The sequence below is a fragment of the Streptomyces sp. CAI-85 genome, assembly GCF_013363615.1.
Lineage (GTDB): Bacteria > Actinomycetota > Actinomycetes > Streptomycetales > Streptomycetaceae > Streptomyces > Streptomyces antibioticus_B.
In genome coordinates, this window is the sequence record NZ_JAANNX010000045.1 from 16,918 (window position 1) to 42,297 (window position 25,380).

Consider the following 25,380-nt stretch of genomic DNA (forward strand, 5'->3'; position numbering starts at 1 on the left):
CCGTCAGCCCTTGTAGGCCTTGGCGGCCGCGGCCTCCAGGCGGGCGGCGGTGGCCTTCGGGTCGGACGGGTCGCGCAGGAAGTCCTGGAGGATCTTCCACTCGCCGGCGCCCTTGGTGCCGCCGAAGGCCGCCGGGGCCTGGTCGGACATGTCGAAGCGGACCGAGTCGCCGGCCTCGACGAGGGACTTGGCGGTCTCGCGGGTGACGTCGTCGCCGTACGCGGCGAGGTCCAGCTTCTTGTTCGGGGAGAGGAAGCCGCCGGCCTCGGCCCACACGGCGGCGGCCTCGGGGGTGGCCAGGTACTCCAGCAGCTTCATGCCGGCGTCGGCGTTCTTGCCGTCCTTGAGGACGACGGCGGCGTCACCCCCGCTGACCACGGGCGCCACGCCGCTGCCGACCGGCGGGAAGGGGAAGAAGTCGGCGTCCTCGCCGATGGACTTGCCGAACTGGTCCTTGGCGACACCGGCGACGAAGTCGCCCTCGTAGACCATCCCGGCCTCGGGCTTCGGTCCGAAGACCTTCTCCACCGAGCCGGGGAAGTCGGTGTTGAGGGCGCCCTTCGCGCCGCCCGCGGTGAGCTGGTCGTCGGAGAAGACCTTGCCGAGGGTGGTGAGCGCGTCGACCACGGAGGCGTCGGTCCACTTCAGCTCGTGCGCGGCGAGGGCGTCGTACTTCTCGGGTCCGGCCTGGGAGAGGTAGACGTTCTCGAACCAGTCGGTGAGGGTCCAGCCGTCCTGTCCGGCCACCGAGAAGGCGGCGAGGCCCGAGTCGGAGACGGTGCGGCCGGCCTGGAGCAGCTCGTCGAAGGTCTTCGGCGGTTCGACCCCGGCCTGGGCGAGGGCGTCGGGGCTGTACCAGACGGTGGACTTGTGGGCGGCCTTGAAGTAGAGGCCGTAGAGGGTGCCGTCGACGCTGCCGTAGGTCTTCCACACGGGTGCGTAGCCCGCGTCGACGGCCTTCTCGGTGCCGGCGGACAGCGGCTTGAGCCAGCCCTGCTCCGCGAACTGCTGGAGCACGCCGACCTGCGGGACCATCACCACGTCGGGGGCGTTGCCGCCCTCGATCTTGCTGCCGACGACGGTGGAGACGTTGTCGCCGGTCGACACGAACCGGGTGTCGGCGCCGGTCTTCTCGGAGAACGCGTCGAGGACCTTCTGGAAGTTCTTCTGCTCGCTGCCGGACCAGACGCCGGCCACGGTGACGGTCTGGCCGTCGAGGCTCTTGTCGCCGCCGCCGGCGGAGACCGGGTCGCTGTCGCCGCAGGCGGTCGCGCCGAGCGCCATGACGAGGGCGGTGCAGCCGGAGAGCAGGGCGGTACGTCGTCGCATCATCGTTGATGTCCCTTCGGGGATGGGGAGTTGACGGAGGTTCAGGGGGTGTGCCGGTCGTCGGTCCACCAGGCGGCGGTCGAGCCGGGCAGCACACCGGGCGGGCACGGTCCGCTGGACAGCAGCGGGGTGCCGGGGACGGGCGCGGGGGTGGGCGCCGTACCGAAGTTGACGGCGCAGACGAGGTCGTCGCCGCGCACGAAGGCGAGGACGCCGGGCGGGGTGTCCAGCCAGCGCAGGGTGCCCTCGCCCAACTGGTCGAGGGCGGAGCGCAGTTGGAGTCCCTCGCGGTAGAGGTGCCAGAAGGAGCGGGTGTCGGCGAGGGCGCGGTCGGTGGCGTACTCGGCGAAGTACTCGGGCTGCGGCAGCCAGGGCGCGGCGGCCCCCGCGCCGGAGGTGAAGCCGAACGGCGACGCCTGGCCCGACCAGGGCAGCGGCACCCGGCAGCCGTCCCGGACCCGGTCGCGGCGTCCGGTGCGGTGGAAGATCGGGTCGGTGAGCACGTCGTCGGGCAGATCGAGGACCTCGGGAAGCCCCAGCTCCTCGCCCTGGTAGATGTAGGCGGCCCCGGGCAGCGCCAGCATCAGCAGGGCGGCGGCACGGGCGCGGGCGGCGCCGACGCTGCCTTCGGCGGGTTCGCCGTAGCGGGTGACGGTGCGGATCTGGTCGTGGTTGTTGAGGACCCAGGTGACGGTGGAGCCGGTGCCCGCGATGTCCTGCATGGCCTCGGAGACGACCTTGCGGAAGGCGTCGGCGTTCCAGGGGGCGCCGAGCAGGTCGAAGAAGAACGCCTGGTGGAGTTCGTCGGGGCGGACGTAGCGGGCGTGTTCGCGGGCCGTGGGCACGGAGACCTCGCCGACCAGGAGGCGGTCGCGGCCGTCGCGGGCCGTGTACTCCTCGCACACCGACCGCCAGTGCCGCCACACGTCGTGCACCTCGGGCTGGTTCCAGGCGAGCGGGTTGACGGAGTCGCGGGTGCGGGCGTCGGCCTCGGGGTCGTCGGAGTCGGGCAGTTCCGGGTGCTTGTAGAGGCCGGCGGCGACGTCGATGCGGAAGCCGTCGACGCCCCGGTCGAGCCAGAAGCGCAGGATGCCGTCGAACTCGTCGGCGACCTCGGGGGTGCGCCAGTTCCAGTCGGGCTGCTGGGGCGTGAACATGTGCAGGTACCACTGGCCGGGCCGGCCGTCCGCCTCGGTGACCCGGCTCCAGGCCGGTCCGCCGAACATGGCGTGCCAGTTGTTGGGCGGTTCGGCGCCGTCGGGGCCGCGGCCGTCGGCGAAGTGGAAGCGGGCGCGGGCGGCGCTGCCGGGTCCGGCGGCCAGTGCCTCGCGGAACCAGGGGTGCTCGCTGGAGCAGTGGTTGGGGACGATGTCCAGGAGGACCTTGATGCCGAGCCGGCGGGCGGCCGTCATCAGCAGGTCGAACTCGGCGAGGTCGCCGAAGAGCGGGTCGACGTCGCGGTAGTCGGCGACGTCGTAGCCGTGGTCGTGCTGCGGCGAGGGGTAGAAGGGGCTCAGCCAGATCCCGTCGACGCCCAGCTTCCGCAGGTACGGCAGCCCGGCCCTGACCCCGGCGAGATCGCCGACGCCGTCCCCGGTGCTGTCCAGGAAGCTGCGCACGTAGACCTGGTAGATCACCGCGTCGCGCCACCAGTGATGCCTGTTCAACCCATTGACCTGTCTCTGCGGAGGGCAACCGTTATGCATGCATGTTAGGTAGCGGTGTCGCGAGGGTGTCAATGAGAAGTACGGAAACTACTGCGGAGTTGGCCTTTTATATCGGTACTTAACGCACCAAAAAACGCCGGGACGATATCCCGGCGTTACCTAACATGTAACTAGGTCGGGGCTGGCGACGGCTAGCGGCCCTGGCAGTCGGCGAGGACGTCGAGTTCGCGCGCCAGCCGCCGCACCGCCGCGGCGGACGTCCCGTGCCCGGCCATCGCGTCGCGCACGACGGCCTGCACGACCAGGCTGACCTGGTCGTAGCAGGGGCTCTTGGGGCGCGGCGCGGCCGCCAGCACACTGGCGCGCAGGGTCGGCAGATACGGGAACGCCCGCACCAGCTCGGGATCCTCGTACAGCGCGGCGCGTACGGGCGGCAGCGCGCCCCGGGTGAGGACCTGGCGCTGCACGGGCTCGCTGGTCAGATAGGCGATCAGGCGCGCGGCGGAGTCCGGATGCCGGGCGTGCGTGCTGACGGCCAGGTTGGAGCCGCCGAGCACACTGGTCCCGGGCCCGTCCGGACCCGGCAGCGGTACGGCGCCGATCTTCCCGGCGACGGGCGAGCCGGGGGCCGACGCGACGGCGTACGCGTAGGGCCAGTTGCGCAGGAAGAGCAGCCGGCCGTCCTGGAACGCCTGTTTGGACTCCTCCTCCTTGAAGGTGAGCGCCCGGCGCGGGATCCACCCCTCGCGCACCCCGCGGGCGAGGAAGTCGATGCCCTCGCGGGCGGCCGTGGAGTTCACCGTGACGCGTTCGCCCTCGTCTCCGAGGATCGTGCCGCCCGCCGAGTACACGGCCTCCGCCGCGTTGACGGTGAGGCCCTCGTACGGCAGGAACTGGCCCGCGTAGCCGTCGAGTCCGTACTTCGGCGCGACGGTCTTGGCGAGCCGCTCCAGCTCCGCCCAGGTGCGCGGCGGCGGGACGCCCTCCCGGGCGAGGACGTCCTTGCGGTACAGGAGCAGCCCGGCGTTGGTCACGTACGGCACCGCGTACAGCCGGCCGTCGTAGGTCGCCGTGTCGACGACCGGCGGCAGGAAGGTCTCCAGCGGGAAGCTCTCGCGCGGCAGGGGCCGTATCCAGCCCGCCGCGGCGAACTCCGAGGTCCAGCTCACATCGATGTTGAGGAGGTCGAAGCGGCCGCCGTCGGCCCGCAGATCGGTGATCATCTGGGCGTGGGTCTCGTCGGCGGAGTCCGGCAGCTCGACGAGGGTGACCCGTTCACCGGGGTGGGCGCGGTTCCAGCCTTCGAGGAGCGGGCCCAGATAGCCCGTGAGGTCCCCGGCGGTGGCCAGGGTGAGCGGCCCGCGGCCGCCCGCCGGGCCGTCGTCGGCGCGGGCGCCGGAGGCTATATAGCCGGTCATGACCACGACCAGAACGAGAAGGCCCCTACCCGCGGCGCGTATCCACCGCATAGGTTCCTCCCTGTACACAGGCGCCGGGCGCCGTCGTCCGGAGTCAGAGGCCATGTATACCCGTTAGGTATGCGCGATACTAGGGCCCGCGGCACATTACCCAGGATGCGAGGAGGAGAGCACGAGTGCGGCTGCCCCTCCTGGCCCTGCTGGCACGCGGCCCGGCCCACGGCTACGAACTCAAGCAGGACCTTGAGCAGATGCTGGGCTCCGCGTACCCTCAGCCGAACGTCGGCCAGATCTATGTGACCCTCGGCCGTCTGGAGAAGTCCGGACTGATCGAGGGCGAGGACGTCGAGCAGGCCGGCCGGCCCAACAAAAAGGTCTACCACCTCACCGACGCCGGGCGTACGGCACTGAGCGCCTGGTTCGAGGAGCCCGAGGACGAACCACGGGTGCGGGACGAGTTCTTCATGAAACTGGCCCTCGCCCCGCGCACCGGACTCGCGGACCAGATCGCCCTCATCAACAAACAGCGGCGCCAGTACCTGACCACCATGCGCAGTCTGTCGAAGCTGGCCGCCGCCGAGAACCGGGACAACCGCATCGCCCATCTGCTGATAGAGGGCGCGATGCTGCACCTCCAGGCCGACCTGGACTGGCTGGAGCGGTGCCAGGAAGAGCTGGAGGAGCTGGAGTGAGCGACCGTCCCGCCCCGCGGCCGCGCGCCGCGGAGCCTCCCCAGCCGGACACCCCTCCCCTGCTGCGCGCCGAGGGGCTCGTCAAGACGCACCACGGCGAGGGCGCGCCGGCGCACGCGGTGCGCGGGGTCGACCTGTGCGTACGGCGGGGCGAGTTCGTCGCCGTCACCGGCCCGTCCGGCGCCGGCAAGTCCACCCTGCTGCATCTGCTGGGCGGGCTCCAGCGCCCCGACGCCGGCAGCCTCTGGCTGGACGGCCGCCGCACCGACGGCTACGGCGAGGCGCGCTGGGCCGTGGAGCGCAGGAAGCGCATCGGGATCGTCTTCCAGTTCTTCAACCTGGTGTCGAACCTGTCGGTCGCCGACAACGTCGAGCTGCCCGCCCTGCTCGCCGGGGTGCCGCCGCGCCGGGCCCGCGCCGAGCGCGAGGACCTGCTGGCCGAGCTGGGGCTCGCGGGCAAGGAGCGCTGGCCCGCGCCCTGGTCAACCATCCGCCGCTGCTGCTGGCCGACGAGCCCGCGGGCAGCCTGGACAGCAAGGGCACCCGTGAGGTGATGCGGCTGCTGTCCCGCTTCCACCAGCGCGGCCAGACGATCGTCCTGGTCACCCATGACGCCCGCCTGGCGAGCGCCGCGGACCGGGTGATCAGTTTCTTCGACGGCCGGATCGCCGACGACGCGGCCCTGGACGGCACACCGGCGCGCGGCACCGGGATATCCGGTGTGCTGGAGCTGAGGGACTGAGATGACCTACATGCGGGTGGCCTCCGGGCGGGGGGCCGACGTGCGGGGGGCCTCCGGGCGGATGGCCGACGTGCGGGCGGCCCACCTGCGGATGGCGGCGCGGGTGGCCCACGTGCTGGTGGCCGACGGTGGTCGGCTCCCCTGCCGGCCGAGAGGCTGAGGCCCGTGCGAGCCACCCTGCGCTGGGCCCACTCCGATCTGCGCACGCACCGCGGCGAGGCGCTGTTCCTGGTGCTCGCCACGGCCGGCATCGTGGCCTCGCTGCTGCTGGCCACGGCGCTCTTCGGCTACGCCACCAACCCGTGGCAGCGCGTCTTCACCCAGGCGCGCGGCGCCCATGTCTGGCTGCACACCGCCCCCTCCGCACCGGCCGGGAAGCTGGCCTCCCTGGACGGCGTCGAGTCCGTCGCCGGCCCCTACCCCACCGTCTCCACCGCGCTCGCCTCCCGCGGCACCCGGGCCTCCGTCGAACTGCGCGGCACCGCGCAGCGGCCCGCCGTCGACCGGCCGCTGCTCACCTCCGGGCGCTGGCTGGACGCCTCCGCCCCCGACGGGGTGGTCCTGGAAAGCCGTCTCGCCCGCGCCCTGCTGGCCGGCCCCGGCGACACGCTCACCCTGCCCGGCACCGGCCGCTCCCTGACCGTGCTCGGCGTCGCCGACAGCGCCGAGCCGCGCTACCGGCCGGGCGAGCAGCCGGGCCTGGTCTGGGCGCTGCCGTCCGCCGTCCCCGACCCGGGCGGCCAGGTGATCGGGCTGCGGCTGACCGACCCCGACGACACCGACTACGCCGTCCAGCGGGCCGTCACCCTCCTGGGCTCGGGCGCGGTCAGCGAGGTCTCCACCTGGCAGCAGGCACGGGCCGAGGCCCAGGGCGACAACCGGCTGCTGGGACAGGTGCTCGGGCTGTTCGGGATCGGCGCGCTGGTGGCCGCGGGACTCGCCGTGCACGGGGCGATCGGCACCCGGATCCGGGGCCATCTGCGGGACATCTCGGTGCTCAAGGCGATCGGTTTCACGCCCGGTCAGGTGGTCCGGGTCTTCCTGCTCCAGCACATCGCCTACGCCCTGCTGGGCGCGGCGGCCGCCGCCACCCTCGCGCAACTGCTGGGCAGCCGGATCCCGGGCCGGCTCGGCGACGCGATCGGCGTGTGGCAGGGGCTGCCCGGGCACACGACGGCCCTGGTCGCGGTGCCGGTCGCCGCGGTGCTGTTCATCGGGGCCACCACCGGGCTGGCGGCCTGGCGGGCGGGGCGGGTGCCCCCGGTGCCGGTGCCCCGGCCCGCGGCGGGACCCCGGCCGCGGACCCCCGGCGCGGCGGGTCCGCTGTCCGGTGCCGCGCGGTGGGCGCTCGCGGCCCGGGTGCCGCCCGCGCTGGTGCTCGGCTGGCACCGGACCTCCACCCGGCGGCTGCGGTCGCTCGCCACGATCACCCGGCTCGCACTGCCGCTGCTGCTGATCGTGGTGGCGATGAGCGCCTGGACCACCATCGACCGCTTCCACCGCAGCCCCGAGCGGATCGGCCTCCCGGCGGCCCTCACCGTCCACGCGGACTCCGGGCTCGCCGACCGGGACGCCCGCGCCCTGCTGGAACGCGACCCGCAGGTCGTCGCCGCCCACCCCGGCGTCGAACTGGCGGCCCTGGTCCCCGGCCAGACGGCGACGATCGCGCTGCGCGGCCTCGGGGTCGACGGCGACCCCTACCCGTACACCCTCGCCGAGGGCCGCCCCGCCCGCGCCGAGGACGAGGCGGTGGCCGGACAGGGGCTCCTCGACCTGCTGGACGTACGGGTCGGCGACTGGGTCCGCATGACCGTGGGCGACCAGCCGCAGATCCTGCACATCGTGGGCCGCAGCATCGAACCGGAGAACGCCGGCCGGGTCATCTCCACCTCGCTGGACACCCTGCGCGAGAACGACCCGGAGCTGGCCCCCACCCTCTACCAGGTACGGCTGGAGCCGGGCGCCGACCCCGGCGAGGTCGCCGCCCGGCTGACCGCGGCCGGTCAGGGGCATCTGGACGTGCACCCCGTGACCAACCCGGCGGACGGCCTCTCGCCGCTGCGCGCGGTGGTGGCCGGGCTGATCGTGGTCCTGGCCCTCATCGGCCTCATCGAACTGCTGACGGCGATCGGCGGGACGGTCCGCGAGGGCGAGCGGGACCTGCTCGCCCTGAAGGCCGTGGGACTCTCCCCACGCCAGATCACCGCGATCACCGTGACCGCGACCGCCGGCACCGCCCTGGCCGCGGCCCTGATCGCCACCGTGCTGGGAGCGCCCCTGGCCCGCTGGCTGATCGACGCCCAGGGCGCGTCGAGCGGCATCGGCGCCGGCATCGCGACGGTGCCGTCCCCGCCCCTGCTGGCCCTGTTCGCCCTGGCCGCGGTGACAGGAGCGGCCGCCCTCGCAGCCCTCCCGGCAGCCCGAGCGGCCCGCCGCCGCCTGGCGGACACGCTGAGCGCGGTGACCTGAGCGCCGGTGACTTCAGCACGGTGATCCGAGCGTCGTAGGGCCCGAACGCCCGGCCCCTCACCGCGGCCGGCACGGCCCGCCCCGACGGCGACACCAGGGACAGCCACGCCGACCGCCCCTGCGGCCCGCCCCGACGGCGATGCCCGGAACAACCGCACTCGCCGCCCCACCGGCCCGCCGACGCCCTGAGCGCGGTGACCTGAACGCCGTAGGGCCTACGTGTACGGGTTCGGGCGCGGAGCGTACGGGTTGCCCTGGCGGTAGGGGTTGCCCGGTGGGTAGGTCGGAGGGGGCGGCGGGACCGGGGGTGGCAGGGTCGCCGGGTGGGACGTCAGGCGGATGCCGTAGCGGTGTTTCAGGCGGCGGGTCTCCAGCAGGGAGATCGCCGTGACCGTGACCGGCGCACCCAGGATGAACACGATGCCCAGGGTGAGGCTCAGGCCGTGCAAATCGCCCGTGATCAGGTCGGGCACGGCCATCAGCCAGGTCGTGACGGTGGCGAGCAGCGGCGGCAGACAGCGGTGCACGGCGGCCGTGCCGAAGAAGTTGCCGGTGAGGCGGAACGCCCCGGCCATCACGAAGACCGCCATCCACAGTCCCGCCAGGCTGAGGAGGAGTTGCGGGAGCATGCCCAGGGTGGCGCCGGCCGAGAACAGCGTCACGGTCGTGAACACCGAGGCGATGAAGATCAGCAGCAGCTTCAGGGAGTTGAGCAGCGGCACCTTCAACTGCCGTACGGTGCCGCCGCGCCGCCAGACGAACAGCATCACGCCCACCGTGACCGGGGTGAGGAAGAACAGCACGGCTGAGGCGGTCGCCGCGTTGTCCAGCATCTCCTCGAAGGCGAACCCGCCCTGGACGAACGAGTAGACGCCGAGCGCGGCGACCGCCCCGGCGATGACCCGGATCCGCTTGAGCTGGTCCACGGTCGGGTCCAGCGAGTGCGGGATCCACGTCGGGTGGAACACCGCCCTGGCCACCTGATGAGGCTTCAGGAACGACCGGGCGGTGAGCGTGCCGTCGGTCCAACTCCTGTGCGTACGTGTCACCTTGAGCTCCCCCGAGCGATCTTCTCGATGATCGCCCGGGAGTCTACAAGAACGCGCTCACTTCCTGCCGCGGAGTTCCCGGTAGGTGGCCACCAGCGCCTCGGTGGAGGTGTCCAGGCCGGGCACCTCGGCGCCCTCGGTCAGGGCGGGCTCGATCCGCTTGGCGAGGACCTTGCCCAGCTCCACGCCCCACTGGTCGAAGGAGTCGATGTTCCACACCGCGCCCTGGACGAACACCTTGTGCTCGTAGAGGGCGATGAGCTGACCGAGGACCGACGGGGTCAGCTCCCGGGCGAGGATCGTGGTCGTCGGGTGGTCGCCCTTGAAGGTCTTGTGGGCGACCAGCTCCTCCGGAACCCCCTCCGCACGGACCTCGTCCGGCGTCTTGCCGAAGGCCAGCGCCTGCGTCTGCGCGAAGAAGTTCGCCATCAACAGGTCGTGCTGCGCGGCCAGTTCACCGCTCAGCTCCGGCACCGGCCGGGCGAAGCCGATGAAGTCCGCCGGGATCAGCTTCGTGCCCTGGTGGATCAACTGGTAGTACGCGTGCTGCCCGTTGGTACCCGGCGTACCCCAGACGATCGGCCCCGTCTGCCAGTCGACCTCCTTGCCGTCCCGGCCGACCGACTTGCCGTTGGACTCCATGTCGAGCTGCTGGAGGTAGGCGGCGAACTTCGACAGATAGTGCGAGTACGGCAGCACCGCGTGCGACTGCGCGTCGAAGAAATTGCCGTACCAGATGCCCAACAGGCCCAGCAGCAGCGGGACGTTGGACTCGGCGGGCGCGGTGCGGAAGTGCTCGTCGACGGTCCGGAAGCCGTCCAGCATCTCGCGGAACCGGTCGGGACCGATGGCGATCATCAGGGAGAGACCGATCGCCGAGTCGTAGGAGTAGCGGCCGCCGACCCAGTCCCAGAACTCGAACATGTTCGCCGTGTCGATGCCGAAGTCGGCGACCTTCTCGGCGTTGGTGGACAGGGCCACGAAGTGCTTCGCGACGGCCGCCTCGTCGCCGAGGGCGTCCAGCAGCCAGGAGCGGGCCGAGGTGGCGTTGGTGATCGTCTCGATGGTGGTGAAGGTCTTGGACGCGATGATGAACAGCGTCTCGGCCGGGTCCAGGTCGCGGACCGCCTCGTGCAGGTCGGCGCCGTCGACGTTCGACACGAAGCGGACCGTGAGGTCGCGGTCGGTGAAGCTGCGCAGCACCTCGTAGGCCATGGCGGGGCCGAGGTCGGAACCGCCGATGCCGATGTTGACGACGTTCCTGATGCGCTTGCCGGTGTGTCCGGTCCAGGCGCCGGAGCGGACCCGGTCGGCGAAGCCGGCCATCTTGTCGAGGACGGCGTGCACCGCGGGGACCACGTTCTCGCCGTCGACCTCGATCACCGCGTCGCGCGGGGCGCGCAGGGCGGTGTGCAGGACCGCGCGGTCCTCGGTGGTGTTGATCTTCTCGCCGCGGAACATGGCGTCCCGCAGCCCGAACACGTCGGTGGCGGCGGCCAGCTCACGCAGCAGCCGCAGCGTCTCGTCGGTGACGAGGTGCTTGGAGTAGTCGATGTGCAGGTCGCCGACCCGCACGGTGTATCCGCTGCCGCGCCCGGGTTCCGCGGCGAACAGCTCGCGCAACCGCACCTCGCCGAGTTCCTCGCGGTGCTTGGCCAGAGCGGTCCACTCGGGTGTCTGGTTGAGCCTCGTACGGACGTCTGCGTTCATGTCGGACTTCAGCCTTCTTTCGTGCGCCTGTCCTGCTGTGTACCTGCCCCGCTGCCGGTCCCAACCTAGTTGATCAGTGGGCGGCGTGACCTGTTGTGACGCCGTAGCGCGGTGCGACAAGTGGTACGTCCCGGCGGCGTCCGGGTATCAGCGCGGCGACGGGCGAAGGCTCAGGAACAGGAACGGCCGGACGCCTCATGGGCACCCGGCCGTTCTCGGTCGCTAGATCTCGCCCCGCAGTTTGGCGAGCGCCTCGGCGAGGATCGCCTCGCCGTCCGCGTCGCTGCGGCGCTCGCGCACATAGGCGAGGTGGGTCTTGTAGGGCTCGGTGCGCGGCGGGTCCGGGGGGTTGTCCCGGTCCTGGCCGGCAGGGAAGCCGCAGCGCGGGCAGTCCCAGGTGTCGGGAACCTGCGCGTCGCTGGCGAAGCTGGGCTGCGTCTCGTGCCCGTTGGAGCACCAGAAGGAGATGCGCAGACGGGGCGCGGACTCGCCCCGCTCGGCCTCGCCCATCGGCCCCGCCCCGACCCGGCTTCCTCGGATCGCGTTGCCACTTGCCACGGTCGTAACTCCCTGCGTGATGGTGCCGCGAAGCGAGTCGACGTTTCGCTTCGCCGCGAGCGCCTCAGTCTACGTAAGGCCCAACGCGCGTCCAGTGATTGGAGTTACAGCTCCCGCACCTAGACGCAAGCCCCATGATAGGCCGCGCTCCGCTGCGCGTACCGAACATGGGGCCTTACGTACGGATTGTGCGTGCCTGTGAGAGGCTGATCAGTTGTTCGTCTTCATCAGGATGCCGAGGACGACGATGCACGCGAACCAGAGCAGACCGATCACCACGGTGATCCGGTCGAGGTTGCGCTCGGCGACCGAGGAGCCGCCGACGGACGACTGCATGCCGCCACCGAACATGTCGGAGAGGCCGCCGCCCTTCCCCTTGTGCATCAGCACCAGCAGCATCAGCAGCAGGCTGAAGACGATCAGGGCGATCGAGAACCCCAAAACCACGGCTGGACCAACTTCCTCGGATTCGGATAACGACGGGGGCACAGCTCCAGGGCTGTGCCCCCGCAAGGGTACGACGGATCGGGCCTACCGCATACTCGCGGCCCGGATCACTGATCGCGGAAGCGCACGATCCTGACGAACTCCTCGGCGTCCAGCGAGGCGCCGCCCACCAGCGCGCCGTCGATGTCGGCCTGCGCCATGATCTCCGCGACATTGCCGGCCTTGACGGAGCCGCCGTACTGGATGCGGACCTTGTCGGCCAGCTCCTGCGAGTACAGGTCGGCGATCTTGCCCCGGATCGCGGCGCAGACCTCCTGGGCGTCGGCGGCGCCGCAGACCTTGCCGGTGCCGATGGCCCACACGGGCTCGTAGGCGATCACGACGGTCTCGGCCTGCTCGGCCGGGAGGTCCTTGAGACCGCCCTCGACCTGGGCGAGGGTGTGCGCGACGTGGTTGCCGGCCTCGCGGACGTCCAGCTCCTCGCCGACGCACAGGATCGGGGTGATGCCGTGCTTGTAGGCGGCCTTGACCTTGGCGTTGACCAGTTCGTCGGTCTCGCCGTGGTACTGGCGGCGCTCGGAGTGGCCGACGGCCACGTAGGCGCACTTCAGCTTGGCCAGCATCGCGCCGGAGATCTCGCCGGTGTAGGCGCCGGACTCATGCGCCGAGAGGTCCTGGGCGCCGTACTTGATGGCCAGCTTGTCGCCCTCGACCAGGGTCTGCACGGAGCGCAGGTCGGTGAAGGGCGGCAGGACGGCGACCTCGACGGCCTCGTAGTCCTTGTCGGACAGGGCGAAGGCGAGCTTCTGGGTGTGGGCGATGGCCTCCAGGTGGTTGAGGTTCATCTTCCAGTTGCCCGCCATCAGCGGCGTACGGGTGGTCATTGAGGGTCAGTCCTCCAGTGCGGCGAGGCCGGGGAGCGTCTTGCCCTCGAGGTATTCGAGGGAGGCGCCGCCACCGGTCGAGATGTGGCCGAATGCGTTCTCGTCGAAGCCCAGGATCCGGACGGCGGCGGCGGAGTCGCCACCACCGACGACCGTGAAGGCCGGGGAGTCGATGAGGGCCTGGGCGACCGCCTTGGTGCCCTCGGCGTAGTCGGGGTGCTCGAAGACGCCCATGGGGCCGTTCCAGAAGACGGTGGCGGCATCGGCGAGCTTCGAGGCGTACAGCTTGCGGGTCTCGGGACCGATGTCCAGACCCTCCTGGTCGGCGGGGATCGCGTCCGCGGCGACGGTGGTGGGGTGCGCGGGGGCCTTGGTCTTCAGGTCCGGGAACTCGCCCGCGACCAGGACGTCGACCGGCAGGACCAGCTCGACGCCGGTCTTCTCGGCGCGCTCGATGTACTCGCGCACGGCCGGGACCTGGTCCTCCTGGAGCAGCGAGATGCCGACCTCGTGGCCCTGGGCCTTGAGGAAGGTGTAGGCCATGCCGCCGCCGATGAGGATGCGGTCGGCCTTGCCGAGCAGTTCGTCGATGACGGCGAGCTTGTCGGAGACCTTGGCGCCGCCGAGCGCGACGACGTAGGGGCGCCGGACGTCCTCGGTGAGCTTCTTCAGGACGTCGACCTCGGTGGCGATGAGGTGGCCGGCGTAGTGCGGCAGACGGGCCGGGAGGTCGAAGACCGAGGCGTGCTTGCGGTGCACGGCGCCGAAGCCGTCGCCGACGTAGACGTCGGCGAGTTCGGCGAGCTGGTCGGCGAAGGCGCCGCGCTCGACGTCGTCCTTGGCGGTCTCGCCCGCGTTGAAGCGGAGGTTCTCGACGACGGCGACCTGGCCGTCCTGGAGGCCCGCGACGGTCTCCCGGGCGGAGTCGCCGACGGTGTCGGTCGCGAAGGCCACGCCGGTGCCGAGCAGTTCACCGAGGCGGGCGGCGACGGGGGCGAGGGAGAACGCCGGGTCCGGGGCGCCCTTGGGGCGGCCCAGGTGGGAGGCGACGACCACCTTGGCGCCCGCGTCGGCGAGGGCCTTGACGGTCGGCAGGACGGCGCGGATGCGGCCGTCGTCGGTGATGGTGGTTCCGTCCAGCGGCACGTTGAGGTCGGCGCGGACGAAGACCCGCCGGCCGGCCACGCCTGCGGCGAGAAGTTCGTCGATCGTCTTCATGAAAGGGACTCCCGAGGGCTGTTGATGCTCCGTGATCGTAGACAGGGCGGTCGCGCACGCGACTCAGGGCCCGGGCGGCGCGTCCTTGCGCTGCCCGAGCCCTGCTGTCACATCGAGGTGCCTGATCCGGCGATCAGAGCTGGTCGCCGACGAAGACCGTCAGGTCGACGAGGCGGTTGGAGTAGCCCCACTCGTTGTCGTACCAGCCGAGGATCTTCACCGTGTTGCCCTCCTGGACCATGGTCAGGGAGGAGTCGAAGGTGCAGGAGGCCGGGTCGCCGACGATGTCCGAGGAGACGATCGCGTCCTCGGTGTAGGCGAGGAAGCCCTTGAGGTCGCCGTCCTCGGATGCCTTCTTGAACGCGGCGTTGACCTCGTCCTTGGTGACCTCGCGCTGGAGCGTGACGACGAGGTCGGTGGCCGAGCCGGTGGGGACCGGGACGCGCATCGCGATGCCGTCCAGCTTGCCCTTGAGCTGCGGGAGGACCAGGGCGGTGGCCTTCGCGGCACCGGTCGTGGTCGGGATGATGTTCTCGGCGGCGGCGCGGGCGCGGCGCAGGTCCGAGTGCGGGAAGTCCAGGATGCGCTGGTCGTTGGTGTACGCGTGCACCGTCGTCATCAGGCCCTTGACGATGCCGAAGTTCTCGTCGAGGACCTTGGCCATCGGCGCCACACAGTTGGTGGTGCAGGAGGCGTTGGAGATGACGTCGTGCTCGGCGGGGTCGTACTGGTGCTGGTTGACGCCCATCACGATGGTGATGTCCTCGTCCTTGGCCGGAGCCGAGATGAGGACCTTCTTGGCGCCGCCGGCGATGTGCTTGGCGGCGTCGGCCTTCTTCGTGAAGATGCCGGTCGACTCGATGACGATGTCGACGCCCAGCTCGCCCCACGGGATGTCGGCGGGGTTGCGCTCGGACAGGACTTTGATGGTGTGGCCGTCGACGGTGATCGTGTCGGCGGTGTGCGACACCTCGGCCTTCAGGCGGCCCAGGATGGTGTCGTACTTCAGCAGGTGCGCGGTGGTGGCGGTGTCACCCAGGTCGTTGACAGCCACGATCTCGATGTCAGCACCCTGCTCCAGCAGCGCGCGGAAGTAGTTACGACCGATGCGGCCAAAGCCGTTGATGCCTACGCGGATCGTCACGAACCGATCTCCTCGTTGGTACGCCGGCCATGCGGTGCCGGCGAGCTGTATTTGGGATGTCCCCGACCACCCACGACCCTACCTCTCCGTGGGCCCCGTGGTGACATCGACTTCGCCCATACACGGCATGGCGGTCCGTACCCGCCAGTAGGGGTACGGACCGCCCTGGTCGGAGGGCCTTGACGCCCGTTTTCACTACGCTGTGTCAAGGCACTTGGGACGGTGCGTCACTGATCAAGTGATGCGAGGGCCTTACCGATGAGCGTTCTGCGGTCGGCCGCCGACGTCACGTGCTCCAGGCCGAAGCCGAGCAGCACGGTGTCGTCGGTGGTGACCGCGCCGTAGGTCTGGAAGAGCGCTCCGGTGCGCGTCCAGTCCTTGAGTACGGCGGGGCTTCCGGCGGGCGGGCCGGACGCCCGCCAGGCGCCGAGGGAGGTCTCGAAGCCCTCGGTCTCGGTGGCGGTGCCGCCGACGACCAGCGAGGCGTCGTCGGCGAGGACGCCGTGACCGCCCGAACCGGGGTCGGTGACATAGGCGAGGGAGATCTCGACCTGCTTGCCGGCGTAGGCGCCGAGGTCGAAGCTCACCTGCTGCCAGCCGTTGGAGGCGCCGGTGAGGGCGTTCCAGGTGCCGCTGGTGCCGGTGGCGGTGCAGGTGTTGGCGCCGAGCGTCAGATAGCGCCGCAGCCACGGGTGCTCGGCGATGTAGAAGCCGGCCCCGCACTCCTCGGGTACGCCGGTGCCGGTGGCGCCGCCCGCCTCGGGCAGCGTGGTCCAGTCGTCGCCGCCGACGGTGTGGATCTCCACGATCGCGTTGTCGTAGCCGGGTTCGGTGTCCCACAGCAGCCGGGTGCGCAGCGCGGGAGCGTCGGCGGCCGTGATTCCGGTGAGGTCGACAGTGCGGGTGAGGCGCTTGTAGGCGTCGTCGGTGTGCACCGCGGCGGCCATGTACGCACCGCTGTACGGGCCGTACGGGTTGACGGTGCCCGCGAACTGTCCGGCGCCTGCGCTGGCGAACTGCGGGAACCGGGTCGCGGGCAGTTCGTCCGAGGTGACGCCGTAGGTGCCGGCCCGGTCCAGCGGGTTGCCGGGGGCCGCGCCGAGGGCGCCGCCGGATCCGGCGAGGCTTCCGGAGCCGGTGAACCCGGTGGCGCCGGGGGTCGACGTACGGGAGTAGGCGCCGAGGTAGTACTGGCTGAAGTCGTTCGACGGGGTGCCGTCGCCGAGGTCGACGTTGCCGCCGGCCAGTTCGCCCGCCTCGATCAGTTTGCCGCCCTCGTTGAGGAAGGCGCGCAGCTCCAACTGGGTCGGGTTGCCGGGGACGCTGGCGCCCGTGTAGTGGACGACGGTGCCGAAGTGGCCGAGCACACCGAGCGCGTCGGGGGCGCCCTGGGTGGCGACGTCCCAGACGATCGCCCTGCGGCCGTTGGCCTTCAGCGCGTCGACGTAGGTCTGGGCCTGGGTGGCGGCCGCGCCCTCCTCGGCGACCACGAGGGTGTCGGCCCTGGGCCGCGTGGCGACGGTGTAGGTGAAGTGCTCGCTCGTGACCTTCTTGCCGTCCTTGGTCTCGCCGCTGAACCAGACCTCGACCTTGTCGCCCGGTTCGCCGTCCTGCACCTTGGCGCGGTACTCGTCGAAGTAGAGGTTGTCCTCGCCGCCGTAGGTCTCGCCGCCCTTCCAGGGCCGGAGCGCCTGGTCGAGGGTGCGGCCGCCGTTGACGCGGTACTTCAGCTCCTTGTCGCGGACCGCCTTGCGGACGACGACGGAGACCTCCTGGTCCGCGCCGCGGGAGTACGACGTGGTGAACGGCGCCGGGGTGAAGTCGGCGGCGGTCAGACCGACCGAGGACTTGGGCTGATCGGGCCGGGCCGCGGACTCGGCGACGGAGAGCGCGAAGGGGACGTTCTTGGCGAACTCGTCCTGGATCAGCTTCTCGTCGTCGGGGAAGTTGAAGACCGACTGGCAGTCGGCGGCCTTCCACTCGTCGTTCGGGTCGGCGTTCGACGCGGTCTGGCAGGTCGACATCTCCGGGGTGAACATCGCGGTGCCGTTGACGTTCGCCGCGTGGCCGTCCGCCTCGCCGTTGGTGGTGTACAGCTCCGAGGAGACCTGCGGGTGGTAGCCCGGGATCGCGGAGTTGCCGGGGGTGCCTGCGAGTGCCTTGTAGAGGACGTCGTCCGGGGTGTCGGTGGCGACCTGCCAGCCGACGCCGTAGAGCAGGAGTTCGGCGGCGGAGTGGTAGTTGATGCCGTACGTGAAGCCGATCCGCTTCTCCAGCGCGTCGAGCGCCTTGGTCTCGGGCTCGGAGCCGGGGCTCGCGCCGCGGTAGGTCTGGCTGGTGGGGTTGGGGGACGAACCCTCGTCGTCGTAGCCCCACTTGTAGGCGAAGTTGCGGTTGAGGTCGACGCCGTCACCGGTGGAGATCACGCCGTCGCCGTTGACGTCCCGCAGGTTCTTGCGCCACAGCCGGTTGGCGGTGCTCGCGAAGGTGTGGTCGTAGCCGTCGGGGTTGGCCGACAGGACGAACCACAGCTCGGTGGAGTCGACGATCTTCTTGATCCGCCGGTCGGTCTTGTAGCTGTCCAGGTAGTGGTGGAGGAGCCGCCGGGTCATCTCCGGGGTGATCCACTCACGGGCGTGCTGGTTGGACGCGTAGAGCACGGAGGGCTTGGAGCCGTCCTTGGAGGTCTTCGCGTTCTTGGTCAGTTTGACCGCGAGGATGTCCTGGCCCTTGATCGTCTTGCCGATGGAGACGACCTTGGTGAGACCGGGGTTCTCCTGGCCGGTGCGGAGGATCTCCTCCTTGAGGCCACCGCTGCCGCTGTACGGGCGGAACACCCCGTCGGCGGCGGCCGCCACCCGCCTCTCGGCCCCGGCGGTGAGGGAGTGCTCGGTGAGCCGGACCCCCTTGTCCTCCAGCTTCTGCGCCTGCTGGTCGGTGAGGTAGACCTCGACGGTGGCCGTGCCCTTCTCGGGCGCCTGCTCGCTGAGTTCGTGTCCGTCCTGGCCGGCCTCCAGCAGCAGGGGTACCTGCTTCTTGGTGACCTCGGCACGGAAGACCTTGACCTCGTCGGTGTCGGAGGCCGGGTCCGGCGTGCCGTTCTGTGCCTGGGCGACGGGTGCGAGGCTCGCTCCGGTGATCAGGAGCGCGCCGACAGCGAGGATCGATCTCGCTCTGTGTCTCATGAACCCCCCTAGCAGTGGTCCGCCACACCGGCGAACAGATGTCAGGCTCGTGTCAGTTCATGATCGAGTCAAGGGTGCCTCACGGGCCGTCACACACCGCCGCGGTAGCCCAATCGGACTACCGCGGAAGGGAGGTGATGCTCCGTCAGTGACTCATTCCGGCCGATCCGACGGCCGGTGCCGGCGTTTCCGGCGGCCGTTGTACCGGCGTTTCCGGCGGCCGTTCCGTCAGCCCACGAGGTTGTCGGCCAGCTCCTCGGAGAGGTTGGCCTCCGTGCCCGGGATGCCGAGGTCGGAGGCGCGCTTGTCGGCCATCGCCAGCAGGCGGCGGATCCGGCCGGCGACGGCGTCCTTGGTGAGCGGCGGGTCGGCGAGCGCGCCCAGCTCCTCCAGGGACGCCTGCTTGTGCTCCATGCGCAGCCGGCCGGCGGCCGCGAGATGCTCGGGGACCTCGTCGGCGAGGATCTCCAGGGCGCGCTGGACGCGGGCCCCGGCGGCGACGGCGGCGCGGGCGGAGCGGCGCAGGTTGGCGTCGTCGAAGTTGGCCAGGCGGTTCGCCGTGGCCCGCACCTCGCGGCGCATCCGACGCTCCTCCCAGGCCAGCACCGACTCATGGGCGCCGAGACGGGTGAGCAGCGCGCCGATCGCGTCGCCGTCGCGGACGACGACCCGGTCGACGCCGCGGACCTCGCGGGCCTTCGCGGCGATCGACAGCCGGCGGGCGGCGCCGACCAGCGCGAGCGCGGCCTCGGGGCCCGGGCAGGTCACCTCAAGGGAGGAGGAGCGGCCGGGCTCGGTGAGCGAGCCGTGCGCCAGGAAGGCACCGCGCCAGGCGGCCTCGGCGTCACAGGTCGCGCCGGAGACCACCTGCGGCGGCAGACCGCGGATCGGACGGCCGCGGCCGTCGACCAGTCCGGTCTGCCGGGCGAGCTGGTCACCGCCGGCGACGACCCGGACCACATAGCGCGAGCCGCGCCGCAGACCGCCGGGCGCCATCACGATCAGTTCCGAGCTGTGGCCGAAGATCTCCAGGATGTCCCGCTTGAGGCGCCGGGCCGCCATCGCCGTGTCCAGCTCCGCCTCGATCACGATGCGGCCGCTCACCAGGTGGAGGCCGCCGGCGAACCGCAGGATGGCCGAGACCTCCGCCTTTCTGCAGCAGGTCCGGGTGACGGGGAGCCGGGAGATCTCGTCCTTCACCGCTGCCGTCATCGCCATGGGCCGATCCTTCCATGCATCCGAAAAATACGGTCGTACGCGGCGGCGAGGAGCTCCGGGTCGTGCCGGGGCGTTCCGTCGGTCCGGGCCACCGTCGCCAGCTCGACCGCGGCTCCGAACCGCTGGGCGGCGTCGGTGAGGGAGTCCCGGTCGGGCACGGCGGCCTCGTCGGCCAGCACCACGTCCAGGGCGAGTTTAGGGGCGTGTCGTCCCAAAACCTCCAAATGACGCTGCGGGGAGAAGCCGTCGGTTTCTCCCGGCTGCGGCGCGAGGTTCAGCGAGAGTACCCGGCGCGCCTTGGTCTCCATCAGGGCGTCCAGGAGTTCGGGCACCAGCAGATGCGGGATGACCGAGGAGAACCAGGAGCCGGGGCCGAGCACCACCCAGTCCGCGTCGAGGACGGCAGCCACCGCCTCGGGCACGGCCGGCGGGTCGTGCGGCACCAGGTGCACGGACAGCACCTCGCCCGGGGTGAGGGCCACGGTGGCCTGGCCGCGGACGGTGTCCACGTCCTCCGGCCGCCGTGGATCGTGCCCCTTGACCAGCGCCTGGAGCTCCAGTGGTACGGCGGACATGGGCAGCACCCGGCCGTGCGCGCCCAGCAGGTTGCCGACCAGGTCCAGGGCCTGGACATGGTCGCCGAGCTGCTCCCAGAGGGCGACGATCAGCAGATTGCCGACCGCGTGGCCGTTGATCTCGCCCTGGGACTGGAAGCGGTGCTGGATGACCCGGGCCCAGGTCTGGCCCCAGTCGTCGTCACCGCAGAGCGCGGCCAGGGCCTTGCGCAGATCGCCGGGGGGCAGCACCCCCAGTTCGTCCCTGAGGCGTCCGCTGGAGCCGCCGTCGTCGGCGACGGTGACGACACCGGTGAGGTCGCCGGTGATGCGGCGCAGCGCGGTCAGCGAGGCGGACAGCCCCATACCGCCGCCGAGCGCGACGACCTTCGGCTGGGTGCCGCGGCGGCGCGCCCGGGCGCCCCTGGCCTCGGCCGGCCGGCCGGCGCGCCGGTCCGGCGGCACTCTGCGCAGCCGGCCCAGCCGCGGAGTACGTCCTGTCATTCCCGTCCCATGTCCCGGTGCACTACCACCGTCTCCACGCCCTCGGCCGCCAGACGCGCGGCGAGCTTCTCCGACATCGCGACCGAACGGTGCTTGCCGCCCGTACAGCCGACCGCGATGGTCACATACCGCTTGCCCTCCCGACGGTAGCCCGCGGCAACCAACTGGAGGAGTTCGGTGTACCGGTCCAGGAACTCCTTCGCCCCGGGCTGGTTGAGGACGTACGCCGAGACCTCGTCGTTGAGACCGGTGTAGGGCCGCAGCTCGGGGACCCAGTGCGGATTGGGCAGGAACCGCATGTCCACGACCAGGTCGGCGTCGACCGGGAGGCCGTACTTGAAGCCGAACGACATGACGGTGGCCCGCAGCTCGGGCTCCTCCTCGCCGGCGAACTGGGCGTCCATCTTGGCGCGCAGCTCGTGCACGTTGAGGCTGGAGGTGTCGATCACCAGATCGGCGTCGCCGCGCAGCTCGCGCAGCAGCTCGCGCTCGGCGTCGATGCCGTCCACGATCCGGCCGTCGCCCTGGAGCGGGTGCGGGCGGCGCACCGACTCGAAGCGGCGCACCAGGGCGTCGTCCGAGGACTCCAGGAACACGATCCGCCGGGTGACGTGCTTGGACTCCAGGTCGGCGAGCGACTCGCGGAGGTTGTCGAAGAAGCGCCGGCCGCGCACGTCCACGACGACCGCGATCCGCGCCACATTGCCCTGGGAGCGGGCGCCCAGCTCGACCATGGTGGGGATCAGGGCGGGCGGGAGGTTGTCGACCACGAACCAGCCGAGGTCCTCCAGGCACTTCGCGGCCGTGGAACGGCCGGCCCCGGACATACCGGAGATGATCACCAGCTCGGGGATGGCCGCGTCGGGGATCCCGGGCGGCGTGCTGTCCGTACTCACCTGTGCTCCGTCTTCGTGGTTCGCGGGTCGCGCCGTCCTCGCGGACTGCGCGGCCGCCGCGGACGTCTGTTCTCGCTCGGTCCTGGGTTCCGCGTCGTGCTCGCTCATGTCTCCTGCCCCCGTCGTTCTTCCGGAGCGCCCGCCGGGACGGGCTCTCCGGGGGAACCCGCCGTCGTGTCGGGTTCTCCTTCTTCAATGATCTCTCCGGTCGCCGTGTTCACGGCGGGGGCGGGCGGTGCCGCCCGGGCGAGGGCCACGGCGATGGTCTCGGCCGTCTTGCGGCCGATGCCGGGGACCTCGCGGATCTGGTCGATCGTCGCGGCCCGCAGCCTCTTCACCGAGCCGAAGTGCTTGATCAACGCCTGCTTGCGGGTCTCGCCGAGACCCGGCACGTCGTCCAGCGGGCCGGCCCGGAACCGCTTGGCCCGCTTGCTGCGCTGGTAGGTGATCGCGAAGCGGTGCGCCTCGTCCCGGACCCGCTGGAGCAGATAGAGGCCCTCGCTGCTGCGGGGCAGCACGACCGGGTCGTCGTCCTGCGGCAGCCAGACCTCCTCCAGCCGCTTGGCGAGGCCGCAGACGGCGATGTCGTCGATCCCCAGCTCGTCCAGGGCGCGCCGGGCCGCCGCCACCTGCGGCTTGCCGCCGTCCACGACGACGAGCTGCGGCGGGTAGGCGAAGCGCCGGGGACGGCCGTCCTCGTCCTTGAGGCCGCGGTCCTTAAGATCCCGGTCCTTGGGGTCGCGGTCGCCCAGGCCGGTGCCGGGGCCTGCCTCGCCGCCGGTCTCGCCGCCCGGCTCCGCCTCCTCGTCGGTCCACTCCCCCGTGCGTTCCTTCTCGGCCAGGTAGCGGCGGAAGCGGCGGGTGATCACCTCGTGCATCGAGCGGACGTCGTCCTGGCCCTCGAAGCCCTTGATCTGGAAGCGGCGGTACTCGCTCTTGCGGGCCAGGCCGTCCTCGAAGACGACCATGGAGGCCACCACGTCGTCGCCCTGGAGGTGGGAGATGTCGTAGCACTCGATCCGCAGCGGCGCGCTGTCCAGGTCGAGGGCGTCGGCGATCTCCTCCAGCGCGCGCGAGCGCGTGGTGAGGTCGGAGGCCCGCTTGGTCTTGTGCAGGACGAGCGCCTGCTGCGCGTTGCGCTCGACCGTCTCCATCAGGGCGCGCTTGTCGCCGCGCTGCGGTATGCGCAGCGAGACACCGGAGCCGCGGCGGCCGGTGAGCCACTCCTGCACCGGCTCCACCGGATCGGGCAGGGCGGGGACCAGCACCTCCTTGGGCACGGCGTCGCCGGTCTCCTCGCCGTAGAGCTGCTGGAGGGCGTGCTCGACGAGGGCGCCGGTGGTGATCTCCTCGACCTTGTCGGTGACCCAGCCGCGCTGGCCGCGCACCCGGCCGCCGCGGACGTGGAAGATCTGGACGGCCGCCTCCAGCTCGTCCTCGGCGACCGCGATCAGGTCGGCGTCGGTCGCGTCGGCGAGCACGACCGCGTTCTTCTCCATGGCCTTCCGCAGCGCGCCGATGTCGTCACGCAGCCGGGCCGCCCGCTCGTACTCCATCTCCTCGGCCGCCTCCGCCATCTGCTTCTCCAGACGGCGGAGGTAGGTGCCGGTGCGGCCCGTCATGAAGTCGCAGAACTCGTCCGCCAGTTCCCGGTGGTCCTCGGGGGAGACCCGGCCGACGCAGGGCGCCGCGCACTTGCCGATGTACCCGAGCAGACACGGGCGGCCCGTGCGCGCGGCGTTCTTGAAGACGCCGGCGGAGCAGGTGCGGACCGGGAAGACGCGCAGCAGGAGGTCGACGGTGTCCCGGATCGCCCACGCGTGCGCGTACGGCCCGAAGTAGCGCACGCCCTTCTTCTTGTGGCCGCGCATGACCTGGACGCGCGGGAACTCCTCGTTCATCGTCACCGCGAGGTACGGGTAGCTCTTGTCGTCGCGGTACTTCACGTTGAACCGCGGGTCGTACTCCTTGATCCAGGAGTATTCGAGCTGGAGCGCCTCGACCTCCGTGGACACGACCGTCCACTCCACGGAGGCGGCCGTGGTGACCATCGAGCGGGTGCGCGGGTGCAGGCCGGCCAGGTCCTGGAAGTAGTTCGCCAGGCGCTGGCGCAGGCTCTTCGCCTTTCCGACGTAGATCACCCGGCGGTGCTCGTCGCGGAAGCGGTACACCCCGGGAGAGTCCGGGATCTGTCCCGGCTCGGGGCGGTAACTGGAGGGGTCGGCCATGTCTCACACCCTACTGGCGCGGGGTGACACTCCGGCGGGGCTGTGGACAACCGTCGGGGTGTCCGCGAAGGGGCCCGCCCGGCACTCCGGCCGGGCGCATGTGCCACTCGGGCATCAGGTGTTGTCGGGACTTGGTCAACACGCTTCAATGCGGGGGAACTCGAGGCCCTGAAGGACGCCGTACGGATGTGAAGGAGGCCCGGCGTCGCCGAGGAGGCCCCGTTCCCGACGCGAGCGGTCCGACCAGCCGTCGCGCGCATTCACAGAGAGGCCCCTGCATGCCGCACGCCACACAGCACGCGGACGCCCCCGACACCACCCGCACCGTCCACACCGCGGACGACACCGTCGCCGGTGTGCCGGTGCTCACCGCTGTCCCCGCTGTCCCCGCGGTCACGGCCGGCGCCGCCGGGTCCGCCGTCTCCGCGCTCACCGCGGAACTGGACACGGTCCTGCGGAGCGGCCCGTTCCATGTCGCGCTGCGTGCCGCGATAGCCGCCCGTGGACTGCCCCTCCAGCGGGTCCAGCACCATCTGTCGCGGTACGGGGTCAGAGTCGGCGTCACGAGTCTGAGCTACTGGCAGCAGGGCGCCCGCCGGCCCCAGCGCCCGGAGTCGCTGCGTGCGGTCCGCGCGCTGGAGGAGATCCTGCATCTGCCGGACGAGTCCCTGATCCGGCTGCTCGCGGACACCGACACCCGGGACCAGGACACCACCGGGCAGCCCGCGAGCCGCTCCTACCGCTCGCTCCTGGAGGCCGGCGACGCCCTCGAACGACTGCTTGCCGAACTGGAGTGCCCACCCGACGACGGGCTGCACACCCTCGGCCATCACGAGCGGGTCCGCATCGGGGGCCGCCGCGAGCTGAAGCACCGCGAGTCGCAGCACATCGTGCGCGCGCACCGCGACGGCGTGGACCGTTTCGTCGCCGTCCACCACGGGGACCCCGGCTGCACACCCGAACGGATGACGGTGCACGCGCTGGAGAACTGCCGCACGGGCCGGATCCGCCGCCACCACGGCACCGGCGTCCTGGTGGCCGAGCTGCTCTTCGACACCCGGCTGCGGGCCGGTGACACCTTCCTGTTCCGCTACGCCGTCGAGGACGGCACCGCCGGTGCCTCCCGCGAGTACGTCCGCGGTTTCGGCGCGGCGGGCGGCCAGTACGCGCTTCAGGTCCGCTTCGACGGGGGCGCGCTGCCGTTGCGCTGCCACCGCTTCACCCAGCACTCACCGGCCGCCCCGCGCGGGGGCCGCCAGGAACTCCCCCTCAGCGACCACCACCGCTCGGTCCATCTCGTGGAGCCCCGGGTGCGGTCGGGGATGGTGGGCATCGGGTGGGAGTGGGAGTGACGGCGCCCCGGCGCCTGTCATCCTGTCCACGGCGTCAGTGCCGTGCCCGCTGTCTGTGAAGGGATCGTTCGCGTGATCGTCGTCGCCGGTGAGGCCCTCATCGATCTGGTGCCCCA

18 protein-coding genes and 1 pseudogene are annotated in these 25,380 nt (G+C 71.4%); 4 read left to right on the forward strand and 15 right to left on the reverse strand.

Features of this window, described 5'->3' with window-relative positions; translation table 11 throughout:
* Positions 1-3: 3 nt before the first annotated feature.
* The 3 genes from G6W55_RS29225 to G6W55_RS29235 form a co-directional block, all read right to left on the reverse strand.
* Positions 4-1,332, reverse strand: coding sequence for an ABC transporter substrate-binding protein (locus tag G6W55_RS29225; protein WP_175523773.1), 1,329 nt, complete (start codon positions 1,330-1,332; stop codon positions 4-6).
* 38 nt (positions 1,333-1,370) lie between these two features.
* Positions 1,371-3,035 carry a glycoside hydrolase family 13 protein gene (locus G6W55_RS29230; protein WP_175523774.1) on the reverse strand — a complete coding sequence of 555 codons (1,665 nt, stop codon included), beginning with the start codon at positions 3,033-3,035 and terminating at the stop codon, positions 1,371-1,373.
* Between the two features lie 152 nt (positions 3,036-3,187).
* Complete coding sequence (locus tag G6W55_RS29235) at positions 3,188-4,465, reverse strand: ABC transporter substrate-binding protein (protein WP_175523775.1); 1,278 nt, start codon at positions 4,463-4,465, stop codon at positions 3,188-3,190.
* Between the two features lie 125 nt (positions 4,466-4,590).
* Here G6W55_RS29235 and G6W55_RS29240 point away from each other — a divergent pair, with 125 nt between their 5' ends.
* The 3 genes and pseudogenes from G6W55_RS29240 to G6W55_RS29250 all read left to right on the forward strand — a co-directional run bounded on the left by G6W55_RS29240 (position 4,591) and on the right by G6W55_RS29250 (position 8,317).
* The gene (locus G6W55_RS29240; protein ID WP_030791304.1) at positions 4,591-5,106 is read left to right on the forward strand and encodes a PadR family transcriptional regulator; all 516 of its coding nucleotides are present in this window, start codon (positions 4,591-4,593) and stop codon (positions 5,104-5,106) included.
* Positions 5,103-5,848: pseudogene (locus G6W55_RS29245) on the forward strand (ABC transporter ATP-binding protein). The gene G6W55_RS29240 and the pseudogene G6W55_RS29245 overlap by 4 nt, the downstream one beginning before the upstream one ends.
* Positions 5,849-6,013: 165 nt before the next feature.
* A complete protein-coding gene (locus tag G6W55_RS29250) occupies positions 6,014-8,317 on the forward strand; it encodes an ABC transporter permease (protein WP_175523776.1) in 2,304 nt (767 codons plus the stop codon).
* A 215-nt stretch (positions 8,318-8,532) separates the two neighbouring features.
* Here G6W55_RS29250 and G6W55_RS29255 read toward each other — a convergent pair whose 3' ends face one another.
* The 12 genes from G6W55_RS29255 to uvrC all read right to left on the reverse strand — a co-directional run bounded on the left by G6W55_RS29255 (position 8,533) and on the right by uvrC (position 23,912).
* The gene (locus tag G6W55_RS29255; RefSeq protein WP_175523777.1) at positions 8,533-9,366 is read right to left on the reverse strand and encodes a hypothetical protein; all 834 of its coding nucleotides are present in this window, start codon (positions 9,364-9,366) and stop codon (positions 8,533-8,535) included.
* 57 nt (positions 9,367-9,423) lie between these two features.
* Positions 9,424-11,076, reverse strand: a complete 1,653-nt coding sequence (gene pgi, locus G6W55_RS29260; protein ID WP_175523778.1) for a glucose-6-phosphate isomerase — start codon at positions 11,074-11,076, stop codon at positions 9,424-9,426.
* A 222-nt stretch (positions 11,077-11,298) separates the two neighbouring features.
* Entirely contained in the window at positions 11,299-11,634 is a 336-nt protein-coding gene (locus G6W55_RS29265) for an RNA polymerase-binding protein RbpA (RefSeq protein ID WP_003957010.1), read from the reverse strand.
* 210 nt (positions 11,635-11,844) lie between these two features.
* A complete protein-coding gene (gene secG / locus G6W55_RS29270; protein ID WP_107419058.1) occupies positions 11,845-12,081 on the reverse strand; it encodes a preprotein translocase subunit SecG in 237 nt (78 codons plus the stop codon).
* A 107-nt stretch (positions 12,082-12,188) separates the two neighbouring features.
* Positions 12,189-12,965, reverse strand: coding sequence for a triose-phosphate isomerase (gene tpiA, locus G6W55_RS29275; RefSeq protein ID WP_175523779.1), 777 nt, complete (start codon positions 12,963-12,965; stop codon positions 12,189-12,191).
* Between the two features lie 6 nt (positions 12,966-12,971).
* Complete coding sequence (locus G6W55_RS29280) at positions 12,972-14,183, reverse strand: phosphoglycerate kinase (protein ID WP_175523780.1); 1,212 nt, start codon at positions 14,181-14,183, stop codon at positions 12,972-12,974.
* Positions 14,184-14,316: 133 nt separating this feature from the next.
* Positions 14,317-15,327 carry a type I glyceraldehyde-3-phosphate dehydrogenase gene (gene gap / locus G6W55_RS29285; protein WP_175523781.1) on the reverse strand — a complete coding sequence of 337 codons (1,011 nt, stop codon included), beginning with the start codon at positions 15,325-15,327 and terminating at the stop codon, positions 14,317-14,319.
* Positions 15,328-15,554: 227 nt separating this feature from the next.
* Positions 15,555-18,512 carry a M14 family metallopeptidase gene (locus G6W55_RS29290; protein ID WP_175523782.1) on the reverse strand — a complete coding sequence of 986 codons (2,958 nt, stop codon included), beginning with the start codon at positions 18,510-18,512 and terminating at the stop codon, positions 15,555-15,557.
* A 228-nt stretch (positions 18,513-18,740) separates the two neighbouring features.
* A complete protein-coding gene (whiA, locus tag G6W55_RS29295) occupies positions 18,741-19,730 on the reverse strand; it encodes a DNA-binding protein WhiA (protein ID WP_030791337.1) in 990 nt (329 codons plus the stop codon).
* Complete coding sequence (yvcK, locus tag G6W55_RS29300) at positions 19,721-20,788, reverse strand: uridine diphosphate-N-acetylglucosamine-binding protein YvcK (RefSeq protein ID WP_175523783.1); 1,068 nt, start codon at positions 20,786-20,788, stop codon at positions 19,721-19,723. The genes whiA and yvcK overlap by 10 nt, the downstream gene beginning before the upstream one ends.
* Positions 20,785-21,792 carry an RNase adapter RapZ gene (gene rapZ / locus G6W55_RS29305; RefSeq protein WP_175523784.1) on the reverse strand — a complete coding sequence of 336 codons (1,008 nt, stop codon included), beginning with the start codon at positions 21,790-21,792 and terminating at the stop codon, positions 20,785-20,787. The genes yvcK and rapZ overlap by 4 nt, the downstream gene beginning before the upstream one ends.
* Entirely contained in the window at positions 21,789-23,912 is a 2,124-nt protein-coding gene (gene uvrC, locus G6W55_RS29310; RefSeq protein ID WP_175523785.1) for an excinuclease ABC subunit UvrC, read from the reverse strand. Before uvrC ends, rapZ begins: the two co-directional genes overlap by 4 nt.
* A 278-nt stretch (positions 23,913-24,190) precedes the next feature.
* Here uvrC and G6W55_RS29315 point away from each other — a divergent pair, with 278 nt between their 5' ends.
* Positions 24,191-25,264 (forward strand): hypothetical protein, encoded by a 1,074-nt coding sequence (locus G6W55_RS29315; protein WP_244369742.1) that lies wholly within the window; start codon positions 24,191-24,193, stop codon positions 25,262-25,264.
* Positions 25,265-25,380: the final 116 nt, after the last annotated feature.

Bases quoted from the DNA above. Each gene is read 5' to 3' on its own strand.
- uvrC (WP_175523785.1), bottom strand. From the start codon at position 23,912: ATGGCCGACCCCTCCAGTTACCGCCCCGAGCCGGGACAGATCCCGGAC.
- G6W55_RS29290 (WP_175523782.1), bottom strand. From the start codon at position 18,512: ATGAGACACAGAGCGAGATCGATCCTCGCTGTCGGCGCGCTCCTGATC.
- yvcK (WP_175523783.1), bottom strand. From the start codon at position 20,788: ATGACAGGACGTACTCCGCGGCTGGGCCGGCTGCGCAGAGTGCCGCCG.
- pgi (WP_175523778.1), bottom strand. From the start codon at position 11,076: ATGAACGCAGACGTCCGTACGAGGCTCAACCAGACACCCGAGTGGACC.
- G6W55_RS29235 (WP_175523775.1), bottom strand. From the start codon at position 4,465: ATGCGGTGGATACGCGCCGCGGGTAGGGGCCTTCTCGTTCTGGTCGTG.
- G6W55_RS29230 (WP_175523774.1), bottom strand. From the start codon at position 3,035: ATGCATAACGGTTGCCCTCCGCAGAGACAGGTCAATGGGTTGAACAGG.
- whiA (WP_030791337.1), bottom strand. From the start codon at position 19,730: ATGGCGATGACGGCAGCGGTGAAGGACGAGATCTCCCGGCTCCCCGTC.
- rapZ (WP_175523784.1), bottom strand. From the start codon at position 21,792: ATGAGCGAGCACGACGCGGAACCCAGGACCGAGCGAGAACAGACGTCC.
- G6W55_RS29225 (WP_175523773.1), bottom strand. From the start codon at position 1,332: ATGATGCGACGACGTACCGCCCTGCTCTCCGGCTGCACCGCCCTCGTC.
- G6W55_RS29315 (WP_244369742.1), top strand. From the start codon at position 24,191: ATGCCGCACGCCACACAGCACGCGGACGCCCCCGACACCACCCGCACC.
- G6W55_RS29280 (WP_175523780.1), bottom strand. From the start codon at position 14,183: ATGAAGACGATCGACGAACTTCTCGCCGCAGGCGTGGCCGGCCGGCGG.
- tpiA (WP_175523779.1), bottom strand. From the start codon at position 12,965: ATGACCACCCGTACGCCGCTGATGGCGGGCAACTGGAAGATGAACCTC.